This window comes from Pseudoalteromonas porphyrae (assembly GCF_001298125.1).
GTDB classification, from domain to species: Bacteria; Pseudomonadota; Gammaproteobacteria; order Enterobacterales; family Alteromonadaceae; genus Pseudoalteromonas; species Pseudoalteromonas neustonica.
The window spans coordinates 189,515-212,749 of sequence record NZ_LHPH01000001.1 but is presented as its reverse complement, the minus strand read 5'-3'; the positions used below and the strand labels follow the sequence as shown (position 1 = coordinate 212,749).

The 23,235-nt window shown below is 40.0% G+C and carries 15 protein-coding genes; 11 read left to right on the top strand and 4 right to left on the bottom strand.

All coding sequences use genetic code 11. The features are described 5' to 3' along the window. Nucleotides 1-8: 8 nt before the first annotated feature. Together ADS77_RS00835 and ADS77_RS00830 are read right to left on the bottom strand one after the other, a co-directional pair. Nucleotides 9-4,070 (bottom strand): SNF2-related protein, encoded by a 4,062-nt coding sequence (locus tag ADS77_RS00835; protein WP_054452389.1) that lies wholly within the window; start codon nucleotides 4,068-4,070, stop codon nucleotides 9-11. A 105-nt stretch (nucleotides 4,071-4,175) separates the two neighbouring features. Beyond that, nucleotides 4,176-4,742 carry a hypothetical protein gene (locus ADS77_RS00830; RefSeq protein ID WP_054452387.1) on the bottom strand — a complete coding sequence of 189 codons (567 nt, stop codon included), beginning with the start codon at nucleotides 4,740-4,742 and terminating at the stop codon, nucleotides 4,176-4,178. A 113-nt stretch (nucleotides 4,743-4,855) separates the two neighbouring features. Between ADS77_RS00830 and arfB the strand changes: the two genes are divergently transcribed. Next, nucleotides 4,856-5,269: an alternative ribosome rescue aminoacyl-tRNA hydrolase ArfB gene (gene arfB, locus ADS77_RS00825; protein WP_054204042.1), complete on the top strand. Its 414-nt coding sequence runs from the start codon at nucleotides 4,856-4,858 to the stop codon at nucleotides 5,267-5,269. Here the strand turns inward: arfB and hemH are convergent. Next, entirely contained in the window at nucleotides 5,264-6,283 is a 1,020-nt protein-coding gene (gene hemH, locus ADS77_RS00820) for a ferrochelatase (protein WP_054452385.1), read from the bottom strand. The two genes, arfB and hemH, sit on opposite strands and share 6 nt — an antisense overlap. 87 nt (nucleotides 6,284-6,370) lie before the next feature. Then, a complete protein-coding gene (locus ADS77_RS00815; protein WP_054452383.1) occupies nucleotides 6,371-7,693 on the bottom strand; it encodes an HD domain-containing phosphohydrolase in 1,323 nt (440 codons plus the stop codon). Between the two features lie 99 nt (nucleotides 7,694-7,792). Between ADS77_RS00815 and ADS77_RS00810 the strand changes: the two genes are divergently transcribed. From ADS77_RS00810 to ADS77_RS00765, 10 genes are all read left to right on the top strand, one after another. Next, the gene (locus tag ADS77_RS00810) at nucleotides 7,793-8,926 is read left to right on the top strand and encodes an HDOD domain-containing protein (RefSeq protein ID WP_054452381.1); all 1,134 of its coding nucleotides are present in this window, start codon (nucleotides 7,793-7,795) and stop codon (nucleotides 8,924-8,926) included. Beyond that, nucleotides 8,923-9,471, top strand: coding sequence for a heme NO-binding domain-containing protein (locus ADS77_RS00805; protein WP_054204046.1), 549 nt, complete (start codon nucleotides 8,923-8,925; stop codon nucleotides 9,469-9,471). The genes ADS77_RS00810 and ADS77_RS00805 overlap by 4 nt, the downstream gene beginning before the upstream one ends. Then, the gene (locus tag ADS77_RS00800; protein WP_054204047.1) at nucleotides 9,472-10,428 is read left to right on the top strand and encodes a sensor histidine kinase; all 957 of its coding nucleotides are present in this window, start codon (nucleotides 9,472-9,474) and stop codon (nucleotides 10,426-10,428) included. Nucleotides 10,429-10,486: 58 nt separating this feature from the next. After that, complete coding sequence (locus ADS77_RS00795; protein WP_054452379.1) at nucleotides 10,487-11,137, top strand: UPF0149 family protein; 651 nt, start codon at nucleotides 10,487-10,489, stop codon at nucleotides 11,135-11,137. Between the two features lie 302 nt (nucleotides 11,138-11,439). Then, nucleotides 11,440-13,977: a TonB-dependent receptor plug domain-containing protein gene (locus tag ADS77_RS00790; protein WP_054452376.1), complete on the top strand. Its 2,538-nt coding sequence runs from the start codon at nucleotides 11,440-11,442 to the stop codon at nucleotides 13,975-13,977. 165 nt (nucleotides 13,978-14,142) lie between these two features. Then, the gene (azu, locus tag ADS77_RS00785) at nucleotides 14,143-14,583 is read left to right on the top strand and encodes an azurin (protein ID WP_054452374.1); all 441 of its coding nucleotides are present in this window, start codon (nucleotides 14,143-14,145) and stop codon (nucleotides 14,581-14,583) included. Between the two features lie 390 nt (nucleotides 14,584-14,973). Beyond that, nucleotides 14,974-15,174 carry an alternative ribosome rescue factor ArfA gene (arfA, locus tag ADS77_RS00780; protein ID WP_054204051.1) on the top strand — a complete coding sequence of 67 codons (201 nt, stop codon included), beginning with the start codon at nucleotides 14,974-14,976 and terminating at the stop codon, nucleotides 15,172-15,174. Nucleotides 15,175-15,622: 448 nt separating this feature from the next. Beyond that, nucleotides 15,623-18,820 carry a glycosyl hydrolase family 18 protein gene (locus ADS77_RS00775; protein ID WP_054452370.1) on the top strand — a complete coding sequence of 1,066 codons (3,198 nt, stop codon included), beginning with the start codon at nucleotides 15,623-15,625 and terminating at the stop codon, nucleotides 18,818-18,820. A 68-nt stretch (nucleotides 18,821-18,888) separates the two neighbouring features. Beyond that, nucleotides 18,889-20,502 carry a lytic polysaccharide monooxygenase gene (locus ADS77_RS00770; protein WP_054204052.1) on the top strand — a complete coding sequence of 538 codons (1,614 nt, stop codon included), beginning with the start codon at nucleotides 18,889-18,891 and terminating at the stop codon, nucleotides 20,500-20,502. A gap of 66 nt (nucleotides 20,503-20,568) precedes the next feature. Continuing rightward, nucleotides 20,569-23,208: a glycosyl hydrolase family 18 protein gene (locus ADS77_RS00765; protein ID WP_054452368.1), complete on the top strand. Its 2,640-nt coding sequence runs from the start codon at nucleotides 20,569-20,571 to the stop codon at nucleotides 23,206-23,208. Nucleotides 23,209-23,235: the final 27 nt, after the last annotated feature.

Sequence of the window (23,235 nt, the reverse complement as noted above, 5' to 3'; positions counted from 1 at the left end):
CCATCACATCACAGCTCAGTATTACTTAATAACGCCAGTAGTTGATCTTTAGACATTTGCCCAGCATCACCGGTGCCAGAAAGTACTTTATCGGCAAGGGCTTGTTTATGTTCATGCAATTTCAAGATTTTTTCTTCAATGGTGTTTTGCGCAATTAATCTGTAGACCGTCACTGGGCGCGTTTGCCCCAAGCGGTGTGCTCTATCTGAGGCTTGTTGTTCAACCGCGGGGTTCCACCAAGGGTCTAAATGCAACACATAATCTGCGGCTGTTAAATTCAGTCCTGTGCCACCGGCTTTAAGGCTAATTAAAAACAGTGGTGCGTCGCCGGCTTGAAATTTATCAACTTGTTGTTTGCGTTTATTGCTGCTCATACTGCCATCGAGGTAGCAATAGTTTATGCCTCTTTTTTGCAATCGCTGCTCGACCAGTTTTAAAACATCCACAAATTGACTAAAGATAAGCGCTTGGTGATTGTTCTGTAGTAGTTCCTCAATAATCGCTTCTGCGGTGTCGAGTTTACTCGAAGGCAGCTTACTGTTAGCAAGTAATAATTGCGGTGCAATACACGCGCGGCGTAGTTTAGTAAGTGATGCCAAAATTGTAATGTATTGGCTGTCTTCCTGGTTTGCTTGCTCTAATGCATTTAAGCGGGTTGCTTCGTATAAGGCTTGTTCTTTCTCACTCAGCGCAAATGTAAGGTTGATCTCGGTTTTTTCAGGTAATTCAGTGAGCACCGTTTGTTTTGTTCTGCGCAGAATAAAGGGTGATACCAAGGTTTTGAGAGTATCAGCTTGTTGTTGGTTTTTATCTGCGTTGCCAAAGCGTTTTTTAAATACTGGTAGTGTGTGTAAAAAGCCGGGCATTAAAAAGTTAAATAAGCTCCACAGTTCGCCTAAATGATTTTCGATAGGCGTGCCAGACAACGCGATTTTAAAATGGCCATTTAATGCAAACGCGGCTTTGGCTCGCAAGCTGAGTGGATTTTTAATTGCTTGTGCTTCATCAAACACTATATTTGCAAATTCATGTGTTGCCAGTTGTTCACCAATTAGCGGTAATAGCCCGTAACTTACCACCACGATATCACCTGCTGCGGCGTTTGCGAGTACCTGCTCACATGTGCTGGCATTATCTATGGTTTTTATATTGAGTGCTGGTGCAAAACGATCTGCTTCAACACGCCAGTTATGACACACTGATTTAGGTGCTACAACTAAGCTTGCGCCAAGGCTGCTACGCATTTGTAATACGGTAAGCGTTTGTAAAGTCTTTCCTAGTCCCATGTCATCAGCTAAACACGCATTTAGGCCCCAATTAGCCAATTGCATTAGCCAGTTTACTCCTACTACTTGATAATCACGCAGAATGTTTACAAGGTGAACGGGTAGGATTGGTTCTATTGTGTGATTGAATTTAGCTAATCGTGTTTGCCAACTCTCACCAAAAGTAACATCACCTAAATCAGCGACGCTTTGATACAGTGGCAGAGCGCGTGCATTAGCGATACGAAGTTGGTCATCAGGGGTATTTTTATCGTCAATTTGCATGCCTTCAAGGCGGTTTAATAAGTTAGTTAAACGTTGATCCAATAAAAGTGAGTTATCTTCATCAAACTTAATAATACTGCCTCTACGCGGGGCTTTGAGTAGTGTTTGCAATGCGTAAACATCGCCACTTGGTAATGAAACATTACCACTGAGGCTCAACCAATCATTATCATCATTTAAGTTAAGTGATAAATGCTGACTTTTAGCCACTTTCATGCCTTGCGTGTTTTCGTCCCAGCTTAATGTGAGGGCGTTGTCTTTTTGTGCATTTTCAAGTATTTCGATTGCTTGGCTTATATCGGGTGGCACAAAGAATTGATGATGATCGCTGTGCTGTTGATATTCTTTATTTATAAAAACACCGCTCAATGCTTTAAGTAGCTTTTTAAATGCGCGTTTTTCTGCTTTCAGGTCACGTTTAATTACAATACTGTTGTTTTGCGTGTCGTCGTTGTGTGCCAAGGTTGTTGCGCCTTGTGCGGGGGCAAGCCAAGGGCCGTCGAGACCAAATGGCATGACATAAAAATTAACGTCAATTCCCATCATCGTTAGTTTTATCACTGCACTGAAATCACATAGCCCTTGGCGAACATTATTCACTTGTGCAAACTCTGTACGTTGGCTACTGATATGGTGATCTGCGGCTAATGCAGTAAGCGCTGCATTGAGTTGAGGGAGTTTTTCTTGTGTTAAATTATTTGGTTGCTCACAAAGTAGCGCATCAAGTTTACGTTGTTTGTCATCAAAAATAAAAACTTGATAGCAATTAGAGTGACTATGGATGAGTATAAAGTCATCATTTTCGTCGATGATCTCTGGTTGTAAAATTAACCGATAGCATTCGTTTTTATCTTGAGCAATCTCAATAATAAATTCACCTTTGATAAGCGAAAGCGGCTCGCCGTGGTGATCTTCTAAACCTACAAATCCAACTAATGCCTGTAAAACGGCGCCAGTGGCTTGTATTTCTTTATAGCCAAATCCTGCATGGTTGTAGATAACTTGAATTAAACTGCGATCAGCTTCTGATAGCGCAGGCAGGTATTGCGCGTTATCAAGATCGTGAACATTAACTTTGCGCCCTTTAGTCCATTCGTCTTTATTATTAAGTTGTTGCACTTTGGGTTGAATAATCGGCAAATCTAAATGTGTTAAGTCGAGTTGCCAAACAACTCGCTGGTTTTGTTTTGGTGGCTCAATTTGACTCACTTCATCCAACCAGCGTTGCCACTGAGGCACACGTTTAAAGTGTTGAAGTAGGCCTTGATCAGGCAGTGGCGTGTCGTCACGTAACCAATTAGCGAGTGTTAAGCATTGCTCGCCTAGCCAGTGTGATTGCTGCTGGGCGTAACTGACAAGTTTTGTAAGTAGCGCAGTGTTGCCTCTTAGCTCGTTTATTTGTTCGTCTTTACTGTGTTTAACGAGCGCAAGTAATAAACTAAAAAGTGCCGGTAACGCGTTTGGGTTAGCTAATAAATACTCAAGTGTGCTGCTAATGCGATAATCTTTAAAGTGCACTATTGGGTCACTGTCGAGTAAGTAATCACTTGCTTGGCTGATATAGCTAAGTTCGCCGAAGTGCTTGTGATACCACTTTTTAATTGTGAGTAACTGTTTAAGATCGGTTGCAGTACCGCTGGCAAATAAGCAGGTGATATACAGTAAACCGGTGATTTCCCCTGGATAGACACCTTTACCGTGTTGTTTTCTAAAAACAGTGAGTGCGCTTTTATATTGAGCTATTGTCACATCTAATTGATTGCCATTAATTGCATTGATATTTGGCTCAATAAAGGTGGCTAAAAGTTGATCTGATTTATCAATGAGTAATTCATCATAATCGTTTTTTTGCAGTAAAACGGCCATGCTTTCATTGAGATAAATACGCTGCTTTCGCTCACACGCTAACGTGGGATTTGAAAGCAATGACGGCCAGCTCTGACTGTCATGTAAATTAAAAAATTGACCACGAATAAAATGCACTAAGCAAGCCTGTTGCCACTGCTCTGGAAGCACTTCCCACAACTGTTTACTAAATCGAGATTGGCCTAATAAGTTCACAAAATGAGGGTCTAAGTCTCGCTCAATATTAATTAAAGCGGTTTTTCTGTTGTTATTTTTATCATCAAAATAATGCAGGAGTACCACTAAAAAATTTAATGCTTTGTCTTGTTGATAGTAATTTTGGCATGCTTCAACAAGAAAAGGACGTATCAGTGTTGGTTGCTGCTTGAGAATATTCACACAGATGTATGCGACCGCATTGATCGATATTTTATAATGCGGGCCGTAGGGGAGTTTCCATATAAGTTCTTGCTGTTCTAATTGCTTAGCGTATTTAGCGACTTGCGCGTTTGAAAAAGAATAGCCTTTTTTAACATGGCTAAAAAGGCGCTGCGAGAATTGTTGAATTGAGTTTTGGTAACCATATGATGATGCGGCTAATAATACAGCGAGCAAGACACATAATTGTTTTTGTTCATCTTCGGTTTGAACGCGAGGCAAGTTAGTCAAAGACATAAAATAACTAAAGTAATTAAAACAATACAATGAGTATAAAGATCACACTATAACAAGCAATAAAAAAGCGACTTAATGCCGCTTTTTTATTGTATTTTATAGTTTTTATTGCACCATAGAAAACAGCTTTTGTAGCTGTGGCATGTATTGCTTTACTAAGTTTAAATTGCTGTCACTTACTACAGGGGCTTCTGCTTGTGTTTGCGCTGCATTAGCAGAATGACCCATTGTACCCATCATTGCGCTTGCACCTTTATCTTTCGTGCTACTCATTGACTGTAAGCCACCCATTAGCTGGTTTACTTTAGCTTTATTCTCAGGAGATAAATCGCCTTTGATATTTTCTAAGTAGGCCATTGATACCTCTGAACCGACAGATACAAGTTGTTCAGGTGTAAAACCGTATTCGTTAGTAACGGCAGCAAAGTCTTTATAAAGATCGTTGTCTTTGATCATACCTAATGCACTTAATGCCAGCGCACTCGTGCCGCCTTCGGAGCCACCGAGCATACTCCCAAAGTCCATGCTTTGCAGTGAGTCTTGGTTTTGTGACCAGTCCACTACAGCAGGGAGTGCTTTCATGTAGCTTTGTAATTCATTTTCAGTAATATCTTTAGCAAAACTTGAGAAGCTGATTGCTAATAAACTAAGTGAGATAAGTATGTTTTTCATAGGGTGGTCTCTTTTTTATATGGCTATTTGGATTAAAGTCTAAAAATCAGTATCGCGCTATTTAAAATTCTAATAATGATATACTGTATTTTTACCAAAACGAGCTGAACGTCATGTTAATTATTTCGAATACCGTAACAATCGATGAGTGGGAGCTTGAGTTGACAGCTATTCGCTCTCAAGGTGCGGGGGGTCAGAATGTCAATAAAGTGGCTAGCGCCATTCATCTACGTTTTGATATTAAGCGCTCGAAGTTACCTGAATTTTACAAAGAGCGTTTACTTGCTCTAAATGATAGTCGCGTTACAAAAGATGGCGTTATTGTGCTCAAGGCGCAAAGTCATCGCACACAAGAATTAAACAGGGAAGATGCATTAAAACGTTTAAAACAGTTAATAGTATCGGCTACCAAGGTAGAACGAGCAAGAAGAGCAACAAAACCAACACGAAATTCGCAGCGCAGGCGTATGGATAAAAAAACCAAACACGGCAACACCAAAGCGCTGCGCGGCAGTGTAAAATTATAAATTAGGTTTGAGTACTTCGAATAATGCTTCGATATGATCATCGCGGTCATTTAATGCGGCAATATAACGGTATTTTTCGCCGCCAGCATGCTCAAAAATCTCACGGTTTTCGCCTTCAATTTCTTCAAGAGTTTCTAGGCAATCAGCACTAAAAGCTGGGCTGATAATTGCTATATCTTTGATACCTTGTTCAGGAAAACCCTCAAGTGTGGCGTCGGTATAGGGTTTAAGCCATTCAGCTTTACCAAAGCGGCTTTGAAAAGTAGAAATAACATTATCTTTATCAAGCCCGAGTTTTTCGACCACTAAACGCGTGGTTTGTAGGCATAAGCAATGGTATGGGTCGCCATTATCTAAAAATTGTTTTGGCATGCCATGGTATGAAAATACGAGCTTTTGCGGCATACCATGAGCTTGTAAGTCTTCGCTTATACTGTTAGCTAAAGATTCAATATACGTACTGTTTTTGTGATAGCCATTAATAAAGTGTAGCTCTGGCACCCAGCGCCACTTACGTAGTACATTTGAGACAGCATCAAATGTGGACCCTGTAGTAGGGCTTGAGTATTGTGGGTACAAAGGCAAAATAACAATACGCGTCAAGCCTTTCTCTCTTAGTTGTTCAAGGCCCGCTTCAATTGATGGGTTACCATAGCGCATTGCCATCACTACTTCAGTATTAGTATATCCTTGGGCTTTGATATAAGCGTCAAGTTTATCGCGTTGCAAGCGTGTAATGTGCGTTAAAGGTGAACCATTTTCAGTCCAAATACTTTCGTATAGTTTAGCTGAACGCTTTGGTCTAATACGTAAAATAATACCATGTAGTATTATCATCCACACGATACGTGGAATTTCTACTATCCGAGGGTCTGATAAAAACTCTCTTAAATATATCCGTAGTGCTTTAGCTGTCGGTGCATCAGGGCTGCCTAAGTTAGTAAGCAGAATACCTGTTTTTTGATTAAAACGACTATCATGGGGATTATCGGTTACGGCTGAAAATCGCGACACGCAAAGCTCCTTGTTGAGCAAATAAAATTGTGAATGGGTACTTTAATGGGTATTGTAACGAACCCACGGTGATTTGTGATCACTTTCTCACGTAGATTTGATCATGATCCTAAAAGGGCTCGGTTTTTTAGATTCGAGTTGCTGTAGTTTTTCGATTGATTTGATACTAAATACATGGCCTTTTGGTAATAACATAATACCTGCATGGCTATGTATAGCATGGCCGAGAATCATGTTTTGTTTTAGTGCTTGAGCATTAATTATTTGCATCGAGCCGACTTGCGACTGTTGTTTGAAATTAGCGATTCCTGATGCATCTAACGCTTTAACTAATTTGGGATGATAGAAATTACCGCTATACATTTTTACTGTATCTAATGCATGTTGATGACGCTGTTCTGCTGTCGCATTACTTTGCTCATAGGCTTCCCAATAATCACGCGCCAGTGCTAATATTAATGCACTTAATGGAATATCATTACCGCGTAATCCTTTTGGTAATCCGTTACCTTTAAAGCGTTCGTACTGATGATAGATTGCATCAGACACATCATGTAGATGTGTGGCAGGCATTAACATTAACTGTGCTGTACTTGGGTGAGTATAAAAAATTTTACGTTGTTGTTCGGTTAGTTGATGGACCGGTTTTTTATATAGCTCAGGATCCATAGCAAGTAAGCCAATTTGCGCTAAATATCCTGCCATAGAGGCCATTTCTACGTTTTTATCAGGAAGTTGTAGCTGTTTAGCAATCAAGGTACAGGTATTAGCAATATTTTGTGCTTTATTACTATCTAAATAGGGGTTGGCATTAATAAAATTATAAAGTAACTCAACAGTCGATCTGTGTTCATTTATTTCGTGGGCATTGGCGGTTTCTAACTGCTTTAATACTTGTTTGATTTGTTTTGTACGTTTTTCGACTCTTTGCTCTAAAGAGTTATTGAGTTCTTTAAGTGCGGTATTGTGTTTATTTACTTGCTCTTGTAGTAGCTTGTTTTGCTTTTTGAGTTGGTATTTTTCAATGCTTCCAACAATACTTCTAAGTAGCAGGTCATTTTGCCATGGCTTTTGTATATAGCCATGAATCTGCCCTTGATTAACGGCGGCTAGAGTGGTTTCTATATCGGCATAGCCAGTTAACAAGATGCGTTGAGTGTCAGGTGCAAGTTTTTGTGCTTGTTCTAAAAACTCCGCGCCAGTCATTTTTGGCATACGCATGTCGCAGATAATTACGTCAAACTCATATTGCGTTAATAGCTTTAATGCATTATCTGGTGAGTCACACGTGATGGCTGAAAGTTGATTATTCTTTGCCAGTCTTGATAATGAGCGTAAGACAATCTCATCATCATCAACACATAGCACTTGAACTGTTTGTAATTCATTTTTTTTTGATAGTTGATCCACTTAATGCCTCATTGCATTCTTTTCTGTAAGCATAGTTGGTTGATGTGGGTTTTTCTAATATAAACATACGATAGAAATTAATTGTGCTAATTTTAAGTAATGGCAAGATTATTTGAGATAGGTATGCAAATAGCTATTCATGTGCTGATTATTGACGATGAGCCTTTAATCTTGAGGGCCCTAACAAAAGCGCTTGTAAGAGCAGGATCGCACATTGTTGTGACTGCCTTAACTGATGCTGATAAATGTATCGAGATAATTAATACTCAAAGTATAGAAATTGTTTTATGTGGAGTAGGGATGAGTAGTCGTGTCACTCAAGAAACACTTATCTGTTTTCAGCAGCATAGTCCTGCAACAATTCGCTGCATATTAAAAGGTACTAGCTTTGATGACTTACCATGGCAAGCTGATGAAATGGCACATTTTTGTTTGGCAAAACCTTTCACTTATACGCAGCTGCGTCATGTTATGCAATGCACGCAACGTTTGCTTAATTTAGCAATAGCACCAGAGCTAAAAAATTTGTTAGGGAAAATGAAAGGGCTGCCAGTAATACGCCAACAAGTTATACAAATCACGAATGCACTTTTGCAAAAACCAGTTAATTTTGAAGTACTCATAGGGTTAATTTCACATGAACCACTTTTAAGTAGTAAGCTGATTCAAGCAGCTAATTCAGCTTTATTAGGCTTTGCAAGTGAAACAACCAATTTGCAGCAAGCTTTAATACGTGTGGGTACAAGTTTATGTAGGGCACTTGTGGTAAACAGTGAGGTACAGAGTCATTATCAAAAAATACTATCAAATAAGCTGCTAGCGACTATTTCAGATCATGCATTTGCACGAGCAACGCAAGCCAAAGTATTTGCAAAAAAAGCGCATCTTTCCTCTCAATCACAAGATATTGTTTTTCTTTTAGGTTTATTAAGCGGTGTTGGCTCTATGGCGCTTTATGTATTAGTAAAAGAATTGAATGAAGGTGAGCAGACGTTGCTCTCTGAAGAGCTTATATCTGTATACATATTAAATTTGTGGGGTTTTTCAGAGCAAATTACCCAGGCAATGTTGCTGCCAAAAACGTTATCCCAAATAACGGATCCCATAATAGCAATACATTTTTTAGCGCGAGAAGTGGTTCAAACACCTGAATTTGAATTAACAGAAGGTGATATTCAGGCGCTAGAAAATCTCGATTTAGTTGTTTTAATACAGGAGTTAGTAACTATATGAAAGGTGTTATTTTTCAGTCGCTTGAAGGGTTGGTGTTAACTCATAGAGACATGGCTTGTTGGAATCAATTACTCGCTAAAAATGCACCGAAAGATCGTGCCTATGTATCAGTTAATAATTACCCTGATCAAGAACTAAATGCTCTGGTCAGTGATATTTGTATTGAGTTACAACTTAGCAGGGCTAAGGTGTTGAATCAATTTGGTCGCTATTTGTTTAATTATTTTATGAAGCATTATAGTGTTGTTGTAGGTCATTATTCGCATTTTGAAGCACTAATATTAAATATTGATAGTGTTATTCATAAAGAGGTGAGCAAGCTTTATCAAAATACAAATTTACCTACTATGGATTGTATGATGGTCTGTCCTGGGCATATCGTGATGCATTACCAATCACCACGGCAATTATGTTTTTTGGCTGAAGGATTAATTTATGGCGCTGGTGAGTATTTTTTAATGGATGTAACGATTGAGCATGAGCAATGTTTACTTCGAGAGGATGAACGCTGCACTTTGAATATTTATTACCAGCCGGCTAAATAAATGACAATGGATATAGACTATAAACAAGCTTATCTACGTGAACAGTCAGCACGCTTGCAAGCGGAGCAACTGATTGAAGATAAAAGCCGTGTATTGTTTGCATTAAATGAAGAGTTAGAAAAGAAAGTAGCTGCTTTGGAGCATCAGCAAGCACTGCTTGTTCATGCGGAAAAAATGGCCACTTTAGGGACATTATCTGCGGGTGTTGCCCATGAAATCAATAACCCTTTAGCCTATGCGATGAGTAATTTAGAAAGCCTTCAGTACATTAACCAGTCAGTGTTTAAGTTACTTGAGCTAAGCCAAAAGTTGGCTCAGGGAGAGGTGAGTGAGCGAGAGTTTCGAGAATTCCTAGTAAAGATGAATGAAATACATGCTTTTGACGTTATTAATCAAGATATTGTCGAGCTGATTGATGATAGTGTTGAAGGTTTGCGAAGGATAAATCAAATTGTCCGCAATTTACTTAATTTTGCACGCCCGTCAGATAATGAAAAAATTCTAGTAGATATGACCGATGGTGTAAATAATGCGCTTAAATTATTAAAGAGTCAGCTCAAGGGGGTTGAGGTGATAACTAAATTTCAGCCAATCCCGTTAACGTATTGCAACTTATCAGCTATTAATCAAATAGTTGTTAATTTACTGATTAATGCGAAACATGCATGCGAAAATTTAATGCAGAAGAAAGGTCGAATCTATATTGAAGTTAAGTTTTCTGATCCGCACATTATCATAGGTGTTGAAGATAATGGTTGTGGGATGAGCGAGGAAGTTAAAGGGCGTATTTTTGATCCGTTTTTCACTACAAAATCGGTGGGAAAAGGAACTGGCATGGGGATGCCTTTAGTGTATTCAATGGTGAGCGATCACCAAGGCGCAATTGATATTAGTAGTCATGCAAATCAAGGGACGAATGTACGGTGTTTATTTCCAGTGATTAATAATTGCTTTTAAATTGCTCAATAGTTAGCTAGTGTAATTGTAAACTTAAATAATAATCTCAGGGTGACTTATGCTTAATGAAAAAAGTACCATCATATTTAGCGACTATCTTAGTCAACATGCTGAATTTAAAGTAACAGACATTGATAGTGTGCTTGGTTTTATTTGTGGATTACTTGCTTGCTCAGAATTTTATGGGGAGTCAGAAATAGTGGGTTATATCGCGGATAAAAATGATCCGGCTTATGCAATTATGATGACGGAGTCACAAGAACGAGATGCAATGATTACCTTGCTCGACAATATTACGCAGGCACAGGTTGAACAGAGACATTTTTTAGCTGAAACTTACCCACATTCAGACTCAGATACAATGCCAAGTCCGCGCTTGCAGCATTGGTGCAAGGGTTATCTGGCAGGTTATGAAGTAAATCAAGCTGTGTGGGAGCAAGATTTTAGCTTTTTGGTCAGTGCAGATAAGCAACAAGTTACGAATCAAGCTGATGGGCAATTATTCATTGATAATTTTGAAGCTACGTTGAATTTATTGGCAACGTTTTCTGCATGGGAAAATACATTAACGCAGCAGCCCGAACCAGACAAACTTAGTGCTAACTTCCCGTTGCTATATAAAAGCTTGGATGAAAGTTTAACGGCAATTGCATCAATGGCTTTGATGCTTGAAGATGAAAAGTTATCACAGTTTGAAGAGGAAGGTTAGAACTTTTATACCCAAAAAAGAATGATTCGAGAAGCATGATTTGAATAATCATGCTTTTTTTTGTCCAAAATTCAATCAAAAATAGTTATGAAGATAAATAATAGCTGAATATTGCATATTTCGACCATAGTAGTAGCTAAATATGTTTCTTTTTGTTGATAGATGTTGCTAGGATGTTTGAGAGGACGTCATTATGTAAATGACGAGCTATTAAATTAATAATTCTAATAATCTTTATATGAACTCAACTGTTATTTAAGGCGAGCTTAAAAGCAGAAATGAGTCAACAGGGTCGAACACACATGACAACACTTCGTTTAAATACACTGGCTATTGCAGTGGGACTGGCTTTTAGTGCCTCTTCGGTTATTGCAGAAGAAGCACAAGTCCAAGCAGAAAAAAACATTGAACAAATTTCAGTTTTGGGATCTAGAGTATCAAACCGAACTGTAACGGAATCTTCTTCTCCGATAGATTTAATTGATGCTGATACACTTAACAAAGGTGGCTTCACAGAACTTGGTCAAAGCTTACAAGCAACGGCACCTTCTTTTAATTTCTCGCGTACGCAAGTATCAGATGGTTCAGATTTATTTCGTCCGGCAACACTGCGTGGCTTACAGCCAGATCAGACGCTAGTGTTGGTAAATGGTAAGCGTCGTCATAATCAATCTATTTTCGGCTTAGTTGGCACCGTTGGTGCTGGTGCTGCCGGTACTGATATGAATGCGATTCCTTTATCTGCACTTAAAGGGGTTGAAGTGTTACGTGATGGCGCAGCTGCGCAATATGGCTCGGATGCAATCGCAGGTGTTATTAACTTATCATTGAATGATTCAACAGGTATTACAACAGGTTATTTTCAAGCTGGCAGTACGGGTGAGGGCGATGGTGATACCATATCGCTTGGTTTAAACCGTGGTTTTGATTTAGGCGATCAAGGCGGTTTTATAAACGTCTCTGCTGAGTATCGTGATGCTGACGGAACTAACCGTGCTGAACGTGATACCGGTGGCTCTGCAGCGGTATCTGCAGGTACATTATCTGATACCGTACGTTGGGGGCAAGGGAATTCAGAAAGTGAGTTTACGTCTTTATTTTATAATATGTCGTTACCACTTGATGATGCAGAATTATATTCGTTTGGTGGTTACTCTGAACGTACAGCGTTAGGTAATGGCTTTTATCGTAATTTTGATGCGGCCTCTAAAAATGTTACTCAAGTATACAGCGATGGCTTTTTACCACGTATTTATAATGAGGCGCAGGATATTTCGCTAGCGTTGGGCATCAAAGGCGACATTAATACCGACTGGGGGTACGATGTGTCAGCCGTGTACGGTGAAAATCAATATGATTTTACTTCACGTAACACACTAAATGCATCGTATGCAGCCGAGTATGTTTTAAATAATCCTAATGCGACTGATGCTGATATCGCAGCAAATTCAGGCCCAAATGGGGGATATTCGGGTGGTTTTCGTTTTGATCAAACAACCGTTAATGCCGATATAAATGGGATTATAGATATTGGTCGAAGTGAGCCTATATACCTATCCTTTGGTGCAGAATACCGTAAAGAAAACTATCAAATAGTGCCTGGTGATGAAGCATCATATGCATGTGGTTTAGCGAATCAGAATATTGTTTACCCTTCAGCAAATGATCCAAGTACCTCGGCTGAGTGTGGTTTCCAAGCTTACAATGGTTTACGCCCTGAGGCATCAAATAGCCAAAGTCGTAATAGCCATGCACTTTATGTTAATGCAGAGACGATGATTACGGATGCGTGGAATATCAGTACCGCACTTCGTTATGAAGACTTCTCAGACGCGGGTGATGATATTATTGGTAAGCTTGCATCTCGTTACGAATTGAATGATGATTTTGCTGTGCGTGGTGCGATTTCTAGTGGTTTTAGAGCACCTTCATTACAACAAAGTGCATATACAGCTTTTACAACAAACTTAGGTGATGGTGGTGTACTGGAACAATCATTTATTGCTAAAGCAGGATCAGATCTTCCTGTCGCTTTAGGCGTTGAAAGTTTAGAACTAGAAAGCTCTAAAAATGTTAGTTTTGGTTTTGTTTATGATGTAAGTAGCGAGTTGTCATTAACCGTTGATTTTTACCATACAGCAATAAAAGATCGTATTACTTTGGGTAACTTTATGAAGGCCGAAGATCTTGCGTTTAGCCCTGCGGCTGTTGCTGCACTTAATGCTACGGGAGCAGATCAAGCCGCTTATTTCTCAAATTCAGTCGATTCAACAACCAAGGGTGTTGATGTCATTCTTTCTTATCGCACAGATTTATACGATGGTGACTTTTCTGCAACATTTGCGGGTAATATTAATCGCACATACATTGATAAAGTAAACGCCCCCACAGGCGTCCCTAAAGAGATAGCTTTAGATGATACTCAACGCAGCTTTTTAACAAATGGACAGCCAGGTGAGCGTGGTACGTTAACGTTTGATTATGAGCGTGATGCAATGAGTGCAATGGTACGTTTTAATTATTTTGGAGAAACCGACGTTAAGTACTTTGGTAATGATCATATCGGTTTACCTGACTTTTTATCGCCAACAGGTGAATTTAAAGACACCAGTGTTGTTGAATCTGCGGTATTAGTTGATATTAATTTTGGGTATGAACTGAGTGAATCACTGACTTTTAACTTAGGTATTGATAATGTGTTTGATGTAACACCTGATGAATTAGGGAAAGATGAGGCCCTTGATTTTATTACAAATGGTGCATTTAAATATCCAGTTAGAGCATTGCCATATGGGTTTGATGGTATGACGTATTATGCAAAAGTAAGCTTTAGCTTCTGATGCACACCGAAGTGCCTTAAAAAGCGAATTTTGCTTCTGTAGGTACTTCGGATATAAGTACTTAGAATATATGCGAAGTACTCACTGCGCACATAAAAATATTTATTGAATGAGAATTAATATCAATATATAGTATTGATAATTATTCTCATTATAGGTGTTGTTATGTTCAAGCCACTTTTTCTTTTAGCCTCCCTTGTTTTATCTACAGGTGTTTTTGCAAAATGCGAAGTCACTATTTCTGCTAATGATGCTATGGCATTTTCCACTAAACAGCTTGAAGTTGATAAAAGCTGTAAAACTGTAACATTAACACTTAATCATACCGGTAAATTACCCGCCAATGTTATGGGACATAATTGGGTGCTTAGTGTGGCTGCTGATGTTAAAGAGCTGGCGATGGCAGGTATGCAAGCAGGGCTTGAGAATCGTTACCTTCCAAAAGATGACCCTCGAGTGCTGGCCTCTACAGAGGTTATTGGTGGTGGGGAGACTACGTCTATCGAGTTTTCAACAGAGAATTTGAATGCAGGCACTGTTTATAAATTCTTTTGTTCCTTTCCAGGACATTTTGCAATTATGCAGGGGGATTTTAAGCTAATTTAAAGGCTAGGGCGTGTTGACCTTTCGAGATTGATTTTGCAACAGTATGTTTGGTATTTAGGCAAGGCAGAGCCTATGGTGTGTGGTTGCTCCCCATAAATAGGCGATAACACAGTATAAATGCCAAACATGCGCTGCCCAAAGGGTTCTCTAGGGGCGATTAACTCTTTGTAGTTCGGTTTTTACTTAGCCCGCTAGGTTACAAATCTCTCGCCGCGATTAAATCGCCCCTAGATTGAACAAATTTGAATCCACAAAGGTCAACACGCCCTAGAATATATCTTTAAAATAGTATTAAAAACACTTGCTAATTAGCTAGTAAGTCCTACAATCCGCAGCAAGTACCATGGTACTTGCTACTTAATTTATTCACTTTATGAACTGGAAATATTAATGAAAAAACATAAAAAAGGTCAAAAATCTCACAATAACAGTGTTGATACTGGTCGAGGGGTTATTCGTGATAATGCGTTGGCAGCTTTGGTCACATCTAAAATATTTAAACCACAAATTGTATCAGCTAAAAAAGGCAAAGGGTCTTTTAAGCGCAACAAAAAACATGCTGGACAAGAGTCCTATTTAATCGCTGCATAATATAGTTGTGATCAAATAGGGCTTTTGCTGTTTTCGTTTAACAACTTTCACCTACTGAATAAAAATATAAACCCCGCTTAGATAATTTTTTTCTAAGCGGGGTTTTGTGGTTATATAGCTGTAATTATATTTCTGACGTCTTCATTCCATCACTTTACGTGCCCGTAAAGGGCAATAAAAAGCTCTGTAAACACTGATTATGCTGGTTAACTTTAGGTTAACCTTGCGTTCATGTTTAATGCGTAAAATTCCCCAAACTTTATACGGGTATACAATTTTCAATTATAACCTATATAAAAACTAGACTTTATCATTACTTTTTGTTACTAATTTACCTATTATATGTACGTGTCTTTTTTAAATTAAGTTGACGTGCGTGTAAACTATGATAGCTTTAATGAAGATTTGTAAATTAAATGTTATTTTTAACCCCTGGGCGGAGGAGCATATGAGCTCATCAATGATAATAAAAAATGCTTTTAAGCTAAGTGCTTTGTCACTTAGTTTTATTGGCTTAAGTGCGCAAGCTGCAGTTGATTGCAGTGCGTTAACACAATGGCAAGCTGGTCAAACACATACTGGTGGAAGCCAAGTTCAAGCGCAAAATAATGCGTATGAAGCGAAGTGGTGGACGCAATCTAATCCAGCAGAGAATTCTGGCCAATGGCAAGAATGGAAAAAATTGGGTTTGTGTGACAGCGCTGTCACAGAGAACTTTATACCAACTGTGACAGCTTTAGTACCGGCAAATAATTCTCAATTTAACGAAAAAGACAGCGTTGTCATAAGTGCGCAAGCATCTGATGCTGATGGCACAGTTACTAAAGTTGAGTTTTTTGTAGATGGTGCCCTTGTCGCAACTGATAGCAGTGCACCATTTAGTACAAATTGGCAAGCCATCGTTGGTTCACATCAAGTTAGTGCTGTTGCTACAGATGATAAAGGTGCACAGTCGAGCGAAGTCATTAGTATGATTAGCGTGCAAGGCAGCGTAGTTGACCCAGTTAACCAGGCACCTGTAGCATCTATTTCATTCAGTACATTACCTGAGCAGCTTATCGTTGGTTCACAAGTTGTATTTGCACTTTCTGGCACAGATAGCGATGGTCAAGTAACGTCGTTGAGTTTTGCTGCTAATGGCGCAGATGTTCATCAAGCAAATTCAGCCGCAAGTAGCTATGCATGGCAAGCGACTGCACTTGGACAAGTCACATTTACCTTGACCGCAACAGATAATGAAGGCGCTACGTCACAAACAACAAAAGTACTTAATGTTGTTGAAGCGGGCACTCCTCCTGGTACGGGCACTCCTCCTGGTACGGGCACTGATTGTCGTCCTCAGGGTTTATACCAAACACCTGGTGTAAATACGCCTTATTGTACCGTATATGATGCCGATGGTCGTGAGATCATGGGTGCAGATCATCCTCGTCGTGTAATTGGTTACTTTACTAGCTGGAGAAATGGCGCAAATGGTCAGCCTAGTTATTTAGTAAACGATATTCCGTGGGACAAAATCACTCATATTAACTATGCGTTCGCACATGTTGATGCAAACAATAAGGTATCAATTGGCGATCCAAATTCAGCAGGTAACCCTGCAACGAATATGGAATGGCCTGGTGTGAGTGGCGCTGAGATGGACCCTAGCTTTGCTTATAAAGGTCATTTTAACCTTCTAAATAAATACAAAAAACAGCACCCACATGTAAAAACATTAGTGTCTGTTGGTGGTTGGGCTGAAACAGGCGGTTACTTCGATGAAACTGGTCGTGTTGCAAGTGGTGGTTTTTACACCATGACAACAAATGCAGATGGATCAGTTAACCATGCAGGTATTGATGCATTTGCACAAAGCTCAGTTGAGTTTATTGAGAAATATGGTTTTGACGGGGTTGATATCGATTACGAATACCCTTCATCAATGAAAGACTCTGGTCATCCAGATGATTTCCCTATTTCAAATGCACGTCGTGGTGGTTTAAACGCGTCTTATAAAGTACTGATGAAAAAAGTACGTGAAGCATTAGATCGCGCGGGTGAAAAAGCAGGTAAACATTATCTGTTAACTATCGCATCTCCATCTTCAGGTTATTTACTACGTGGTATGGAAACATTCCAAACTGTTAAGTACCTAGATTATGTAAATATTATGTCTTATGACTTGCACGGTGCATGGAATTCACACGTTGGTCATAACGCTGCATTATTCGATACAGGGCTAGACTCTGAACTTGCACAGTGGAATGTATACGGTACTAAAGAGTTTGAAGGTATTGGTTATTTAAACACTGATTGGGCTGTGCGTTACTTCCGTGGTGCTATGTCAGCTGGTCGTATTAATATCGGTATTCCATATTACACGCGTGGTTTTAAAGATGTAAGTGGCGGTACAAATGGTCTTTGGGGTCAAGCTGCACTTCCTAATCAAGCTGATTGTGCTAAAGGTACAGGCGTTGGTGAGAAGAATAAATGTGGTAACGGTGCATTAGGTATTGATAACCTTTGGCATGACAAGAACGACGCAGGTCAAGAAATGCCTGCAGGGTCTAATCCACTTTGGCATGTTAAAAACTTAGAAAACGGTATTGTTGGTTCGTATTTAGGTGTTTATGGTTTAACGCCAGAGACAGATCCTAACGATCAACTAACAGGTACTTATACTCGCCATTATGACAACGTTGCCGTAGCACCTTGGTTATGGAACGCAGAGAAAAAAGTATTCCTTTCAATTGAAGATGAAGAGTCTATGGCGACTAAAGTTGATTATGTAATCAACAATGGCCTAGGCGGTATCATGTTCTGGGAACTTGCTGGTGACTTTGATTACGATGCAGCTAAAGGCGAGTACTTCATGGGTTCAACACTTACTTCATTAGCGTATGACAAGTTTAATCAAAGTGGTGTTGCGTATGATGTACATGGCGGTAACCCAAGTTTCACAGTACCAACTGAAGCTGTTGATGTAACGTTTGAAGCAAAAGACTTCCCAATTGGTGATGATAACTACCCAATTAGCCCAACATTTGCGTTTACTAATAATTCAAATATTGATCTAAGCGGTGCGAAAATCTCATTTGATGTACCTGTATCAACATCGGCTATTTTTAAATCTAACTGGAATGCACAAGAAAAACTGGGCATGGCAGTAGAAGTAAATGGTTCTAATGCAGCAGGTAATAATATTGGTGGTTATGAAAATGAATTCCACCGTTTTTCAATCACGCTTAATAACGAATGGGGCGGTCAGCCTAAGGACTTCAGTGCAGGTAAAACTGTAAATGCACAAGTGATGTACTACATGCCAATCACAGGTCCAAGTAACTTTACTATTGAAAAAGATGGCAAAGTATACGCATTCAAATTTGAGTATCCAAAACTTCCAGATGGAACAACAGGCGGTAATTCTGGCGAGCCAGGTAATCCAGGTAACGGCGGTGGTGACACATCTGGTACATGTGAAGGTGTCGCTATTACAGCAATCCCTGTTTATCCAAATTTTGCTCAAAAAGACTGGGCAGGCAATCCAAGTCACGCTACAGGCGGTGATCTAATGGTTCACAATAACGCAGTTTATAAAGCGAAGTGGTGGACAAGTTCAGCACCTGGTTCGACGGCTGATTGGACTAAGAGCTGTAGCCTGTAAGTAATAATAAAACAATAAGGGGTAGGTAATTACTTGCCCCAACATTGAGTCTTTTAAAGGACAGAGCAATGACATCAATTAAATTTAAAACATTATCACTAAGTGCAATAGCAAGTGGTTTATTACTTACATTAATGCCAGCACAGGTGAGTGCGCATGGGTATATGGATACCCCTAAAGCTCGCCAAGCATTTTGTCAGGCAGATGCAGGTTATTGGTGGCCAACAGATGGTAGCAATATTCCAAATCTAGCGTGTCGTGCTGCCTTTTTAGAATCAGGTACAGTGCAGTTCGTTCAAGATATTGAATTTTCTGTAAATACGCCTGATTACCTAAATCAAGCAGCCGTAGAAGCTAAGGTACCAAATGGGTTGCTATGTGCCGGTGGTGATAATGCAAAACGCGGTATGGATTTACCATCGCCTCATTGGCAGCGCAGTGATGTGGTGCCAAATGCTAATGGTGAAATCCAAATTCGTTACCTTGCTGCAACGCCCCACAATCCGAGTTTTTGGCAATTTTATTTAACTAAACCAAGCTTTAATGCAGCAACTGATGTATTGACATGGGCTGATTTAGAGCTAGTGCAAGAACACGCTAATATTGATTTTGTTAAAGATCCAGATGGTAAGCGTTATTACGAAATGAACGTTGCGATCCCGCAAGATCGTAGCGGTGATGCGATTTTGTATAGCCGTTGGCAGCGTAATGATGTAGTTGGCGAAGGTTTTTATAACTGTAGCGATATCAATATAGTAAATGACGCAACTCCAACAGATCCAAGTGTATGGACCAGCGTTGGTTACTTTGTTCGTCAAGGGCAAAACGCAATCGCGGGTGATACCGTATGGGCACGTTTATTTGATGAAAATGGCCAAGAGGTTATTAATCAACAACTAAAAGTGACTACGCAAAACCAATCAAATTGGCAACAAGCACTTGCAACACAGCTAAATCTTGATTATGCACATTTAGTACAAATCGGTGTGCAAAACCAAGCTGGCGATGTTGTATTTAATGACGCCGACACTTTGATTAACCAAGTTTATAGTAGCAATGCTAATTATACCTACGCGCTAAGTGTACAAGGTGCACCAGCTAATACAGCGCCTATTGTTCATACACCTGCTGATTTAGTCGTTGACGAAAACACCACAACAAAAGTGCACTTACACGCATTTGATGATGAGCAAAGTGTGTTGACTTATAACTGGTCAGTACCTGCACCGCTGAGCTTTACAGGTGGCGATGCAAATATTGAACTTAGTGCACCAGAAGTAACAGCTAATACCGATTATACGGTATCAGTGTCTGTATCGGATGGTGAACTTACTACACAAACTCGGTTTAAAGTGACAGTTAACGACATAACAGTTGTTGATCCTGTCGACCCAGTTGATCCAACAGTACCAGCTTGGGATAGCTCAGCGACATATCAAGCTGGCGATAAGGCGTCCTTCCAAGGCGTTGTGTATACAGCTAAATGGTGGAATCAAGGGCAACAGCCAGATAGTTCAAATGCGTGGAAGGCAGCATCTAATCCGGGCACAAGTACAGATTGGAATGCAGGAAAAGCCTATCAAGGTGGCGCAGAAGTAACGTATCAAGGACAGCGCTATAGCGCTAAATGGTGGACTCGAGGTGATACTCCTGGACAAGCCAGTGTATGGAAAAAACTATAACTTTATTACTAAGTTTTGTAGTTCAAACTTATTACCCAATAATTAAAACATGGATAAGAGAGAAATATGAATATTAAACATTTAACAGCAGCCATTGGTGTTGCATTATTCGCAGGTACGGCTACAGCTGCGCCATCAACACCTAGCTTAAATTGGGAACCTCAACAGTATTCTTTTGTTGAAGTAGACCTTGAAAGTAATGGCTCTTATAAGCAACTGGTCAAGCGTGTTGACACTGTTAACATCAACTTACAGTGGAATGCATGGAGTGGTACTGGTGGCGATAGCTATAAAGTGTACTTTGATGACATGCTTGTAAATGAGGGCGCTTTACCTGCAGGCACAAAAAGCGGCACTATTAGCTTCCCGTATGATAAATCTGGTCGTCATACGCTTTATATTGAATTATGTGAAGCTGGCGCAACATGTGCACGCAGCGCAGGTAAACCAATTGTAATTGCTGATACAGACGGTGGCCATTTAGCACCACTACCTATGGATGTTAACCCTAACAACCGTAACATCGGTACTAAACAAGGTTTAGTGACGGGTGCTTACTTTGTTGAGTGGGGTATTTATGGTCGTGATTACGATGTATCAAATATTCCAGCGCAAAATTTATCGCATTTATTGTACGGTTTCATTCCAATTTGTGGCCCTAATGAATCATTAAAAGAAATCGAAAACGGTAACAGCTGGCGTGCACTAGAAAAAGCATGTGCGGGTTCTAGCGACTTTGAAGTCGTTATCCATGATCCATGGGCAGCAGTACAAAAAGCACTTCCAGGTGTTGATGCAAAAGATCCAATTCGTGGTACTTATTCACAGTTAATGGCACTTAAGCAACGTTACCCTGATCTTAAAATCTTACCATCAGTAGGCGGCTGGACATTATCTGACCCGTTTTTCTCGTTTACTGAAAAAGCAAACCGTGACACGTTTGTAGCATCTATGGAAGAGTTTTTAAGAACATGGAAATTCTATGATGGTATTGATATTGACTGGGAATTCCCAGGTGGTGATGGCCCTAATCCAAATCTAGGTGACCCTGTAAAAGATGGTCCTGCTTATGTTGCGTTAATGAAAGAATTACGTGAGATGCTAGATAGGCTAGAAGCTGAAACAGGTCGTACTTATGAGCTTAGCTCTGCAATTGGTACCGGCTATGACAAAATACAAGATGTTGATTACCAAGCAGCAAGTCAGTATATGGATTACATCTTTGCGATGACTTATGACTTCTTTGGTGGTTGGAATAATGTAACAGGTCATCAAACAGGTATTTACTGTGGTGAGCACATCAGTGCTGGCGAATGTAATGGCACAGGTGTTGATGAAAATGGTGAACCACGTAAAGGCCCTGCTTATACAATTGATAACGCAGTGCAGCTATTACTTGCGCAAAATGTACCATCTAAGAAAATCGTTGTAGGTACTGCAATGTATGGCCGTGGTTGGGAAGGTGTAACACCGGGTAACGCTACAATTGCAAATAACCCAATGACAGCGCCAGGTAATGGCAAGCTTACCGGCACTAAAGCGCAAGGTGTGTGGGAAGCAGGCGTTATTGATTATAAAGGCATTCAAGCATATATGGTTGGCGCATCAGGTAATGGTGTAAATGGCTTTGAAGTTGGTTATGACGAACAAGCTGAGGCGGCATATGTATGGAACCGCTCAACGGGTAAACTAATCACTTATGATAGCCCTCGTTCAGTGATTGCTAAAGGTCAATATGTAAACCAATATAACCTAGGTGGCCTATTTGCATGGGAAATTGATGCAGATAACGGCGATATTCTTAATGCAATGCATGATGGCTTAGGTGGTGTTGTTGCACCAATTAATAAAAAACCTGTGCTATCTGTAACAAACGCTGTAACAGTCAATGCGGGTGAGTCAGTATCTGTTAGCGCAACAGCAACCGATGCAGATAACGATACACTTACATACTCTTGGGTTGCTTCTGCTGAACTTACTGTAACAGGTACTTCAACAAGCACACTTGCAATCACTGCACCAAACGTAACGCAAGATAGCCAGTTTACTGCAACTGTAAGCGTATCAGATGGTAAAGCTACAGTAAGTAAAGATGTAGTTGTTAACGTTATTGCACCAGTAACGGGTGGCGACAACACCGCTCCTGTTGTAGATGCAATTGCCAACATTACAGTTGAAGAAGGTGCTTCTGCAGCAGTAGCTGTTGTAGCAACGGATGCACAAAATGATGCACTTACTTATGACTGGAATGTACCTGCTGGTTTAACACTTGTAGGTAATGGCGCAAATGTAAGCCTTACAGCTGGTGCAGTTGACGCCGACACAAACTTAACTGTTTCAGTTTCAGTAAGTGATGGCCAAGTTGCAACAACACGCAGCTTTACCGTAACAGTGGCTAACAAAGACACCACAACTCCTCCAGGTGACACGTGGGATGCGAGTAAAGTATACACAGGTGGTGATACTGTTGTATTTAACGGCGTAACATACAAAGCTAAATGGTGGACTCAAGGTAACCGTCCTGATTTAGGTGGCGTTTGGGAAGCAACTACAAAACCAGTTGATGGTGGCGGTAATGTAATTTGGCAATCATCAGCTGTTTATAACAGTGGTGACCAAGTTTCTCACAATGGTGGTAAATACCAAGCTAAGTGGTGGACTCAAGGACAAGAGCCAGGCAAAGCAAACGTATGGAAATCACTTTAATTAATACTTCACCCAAGCCTACTCTTG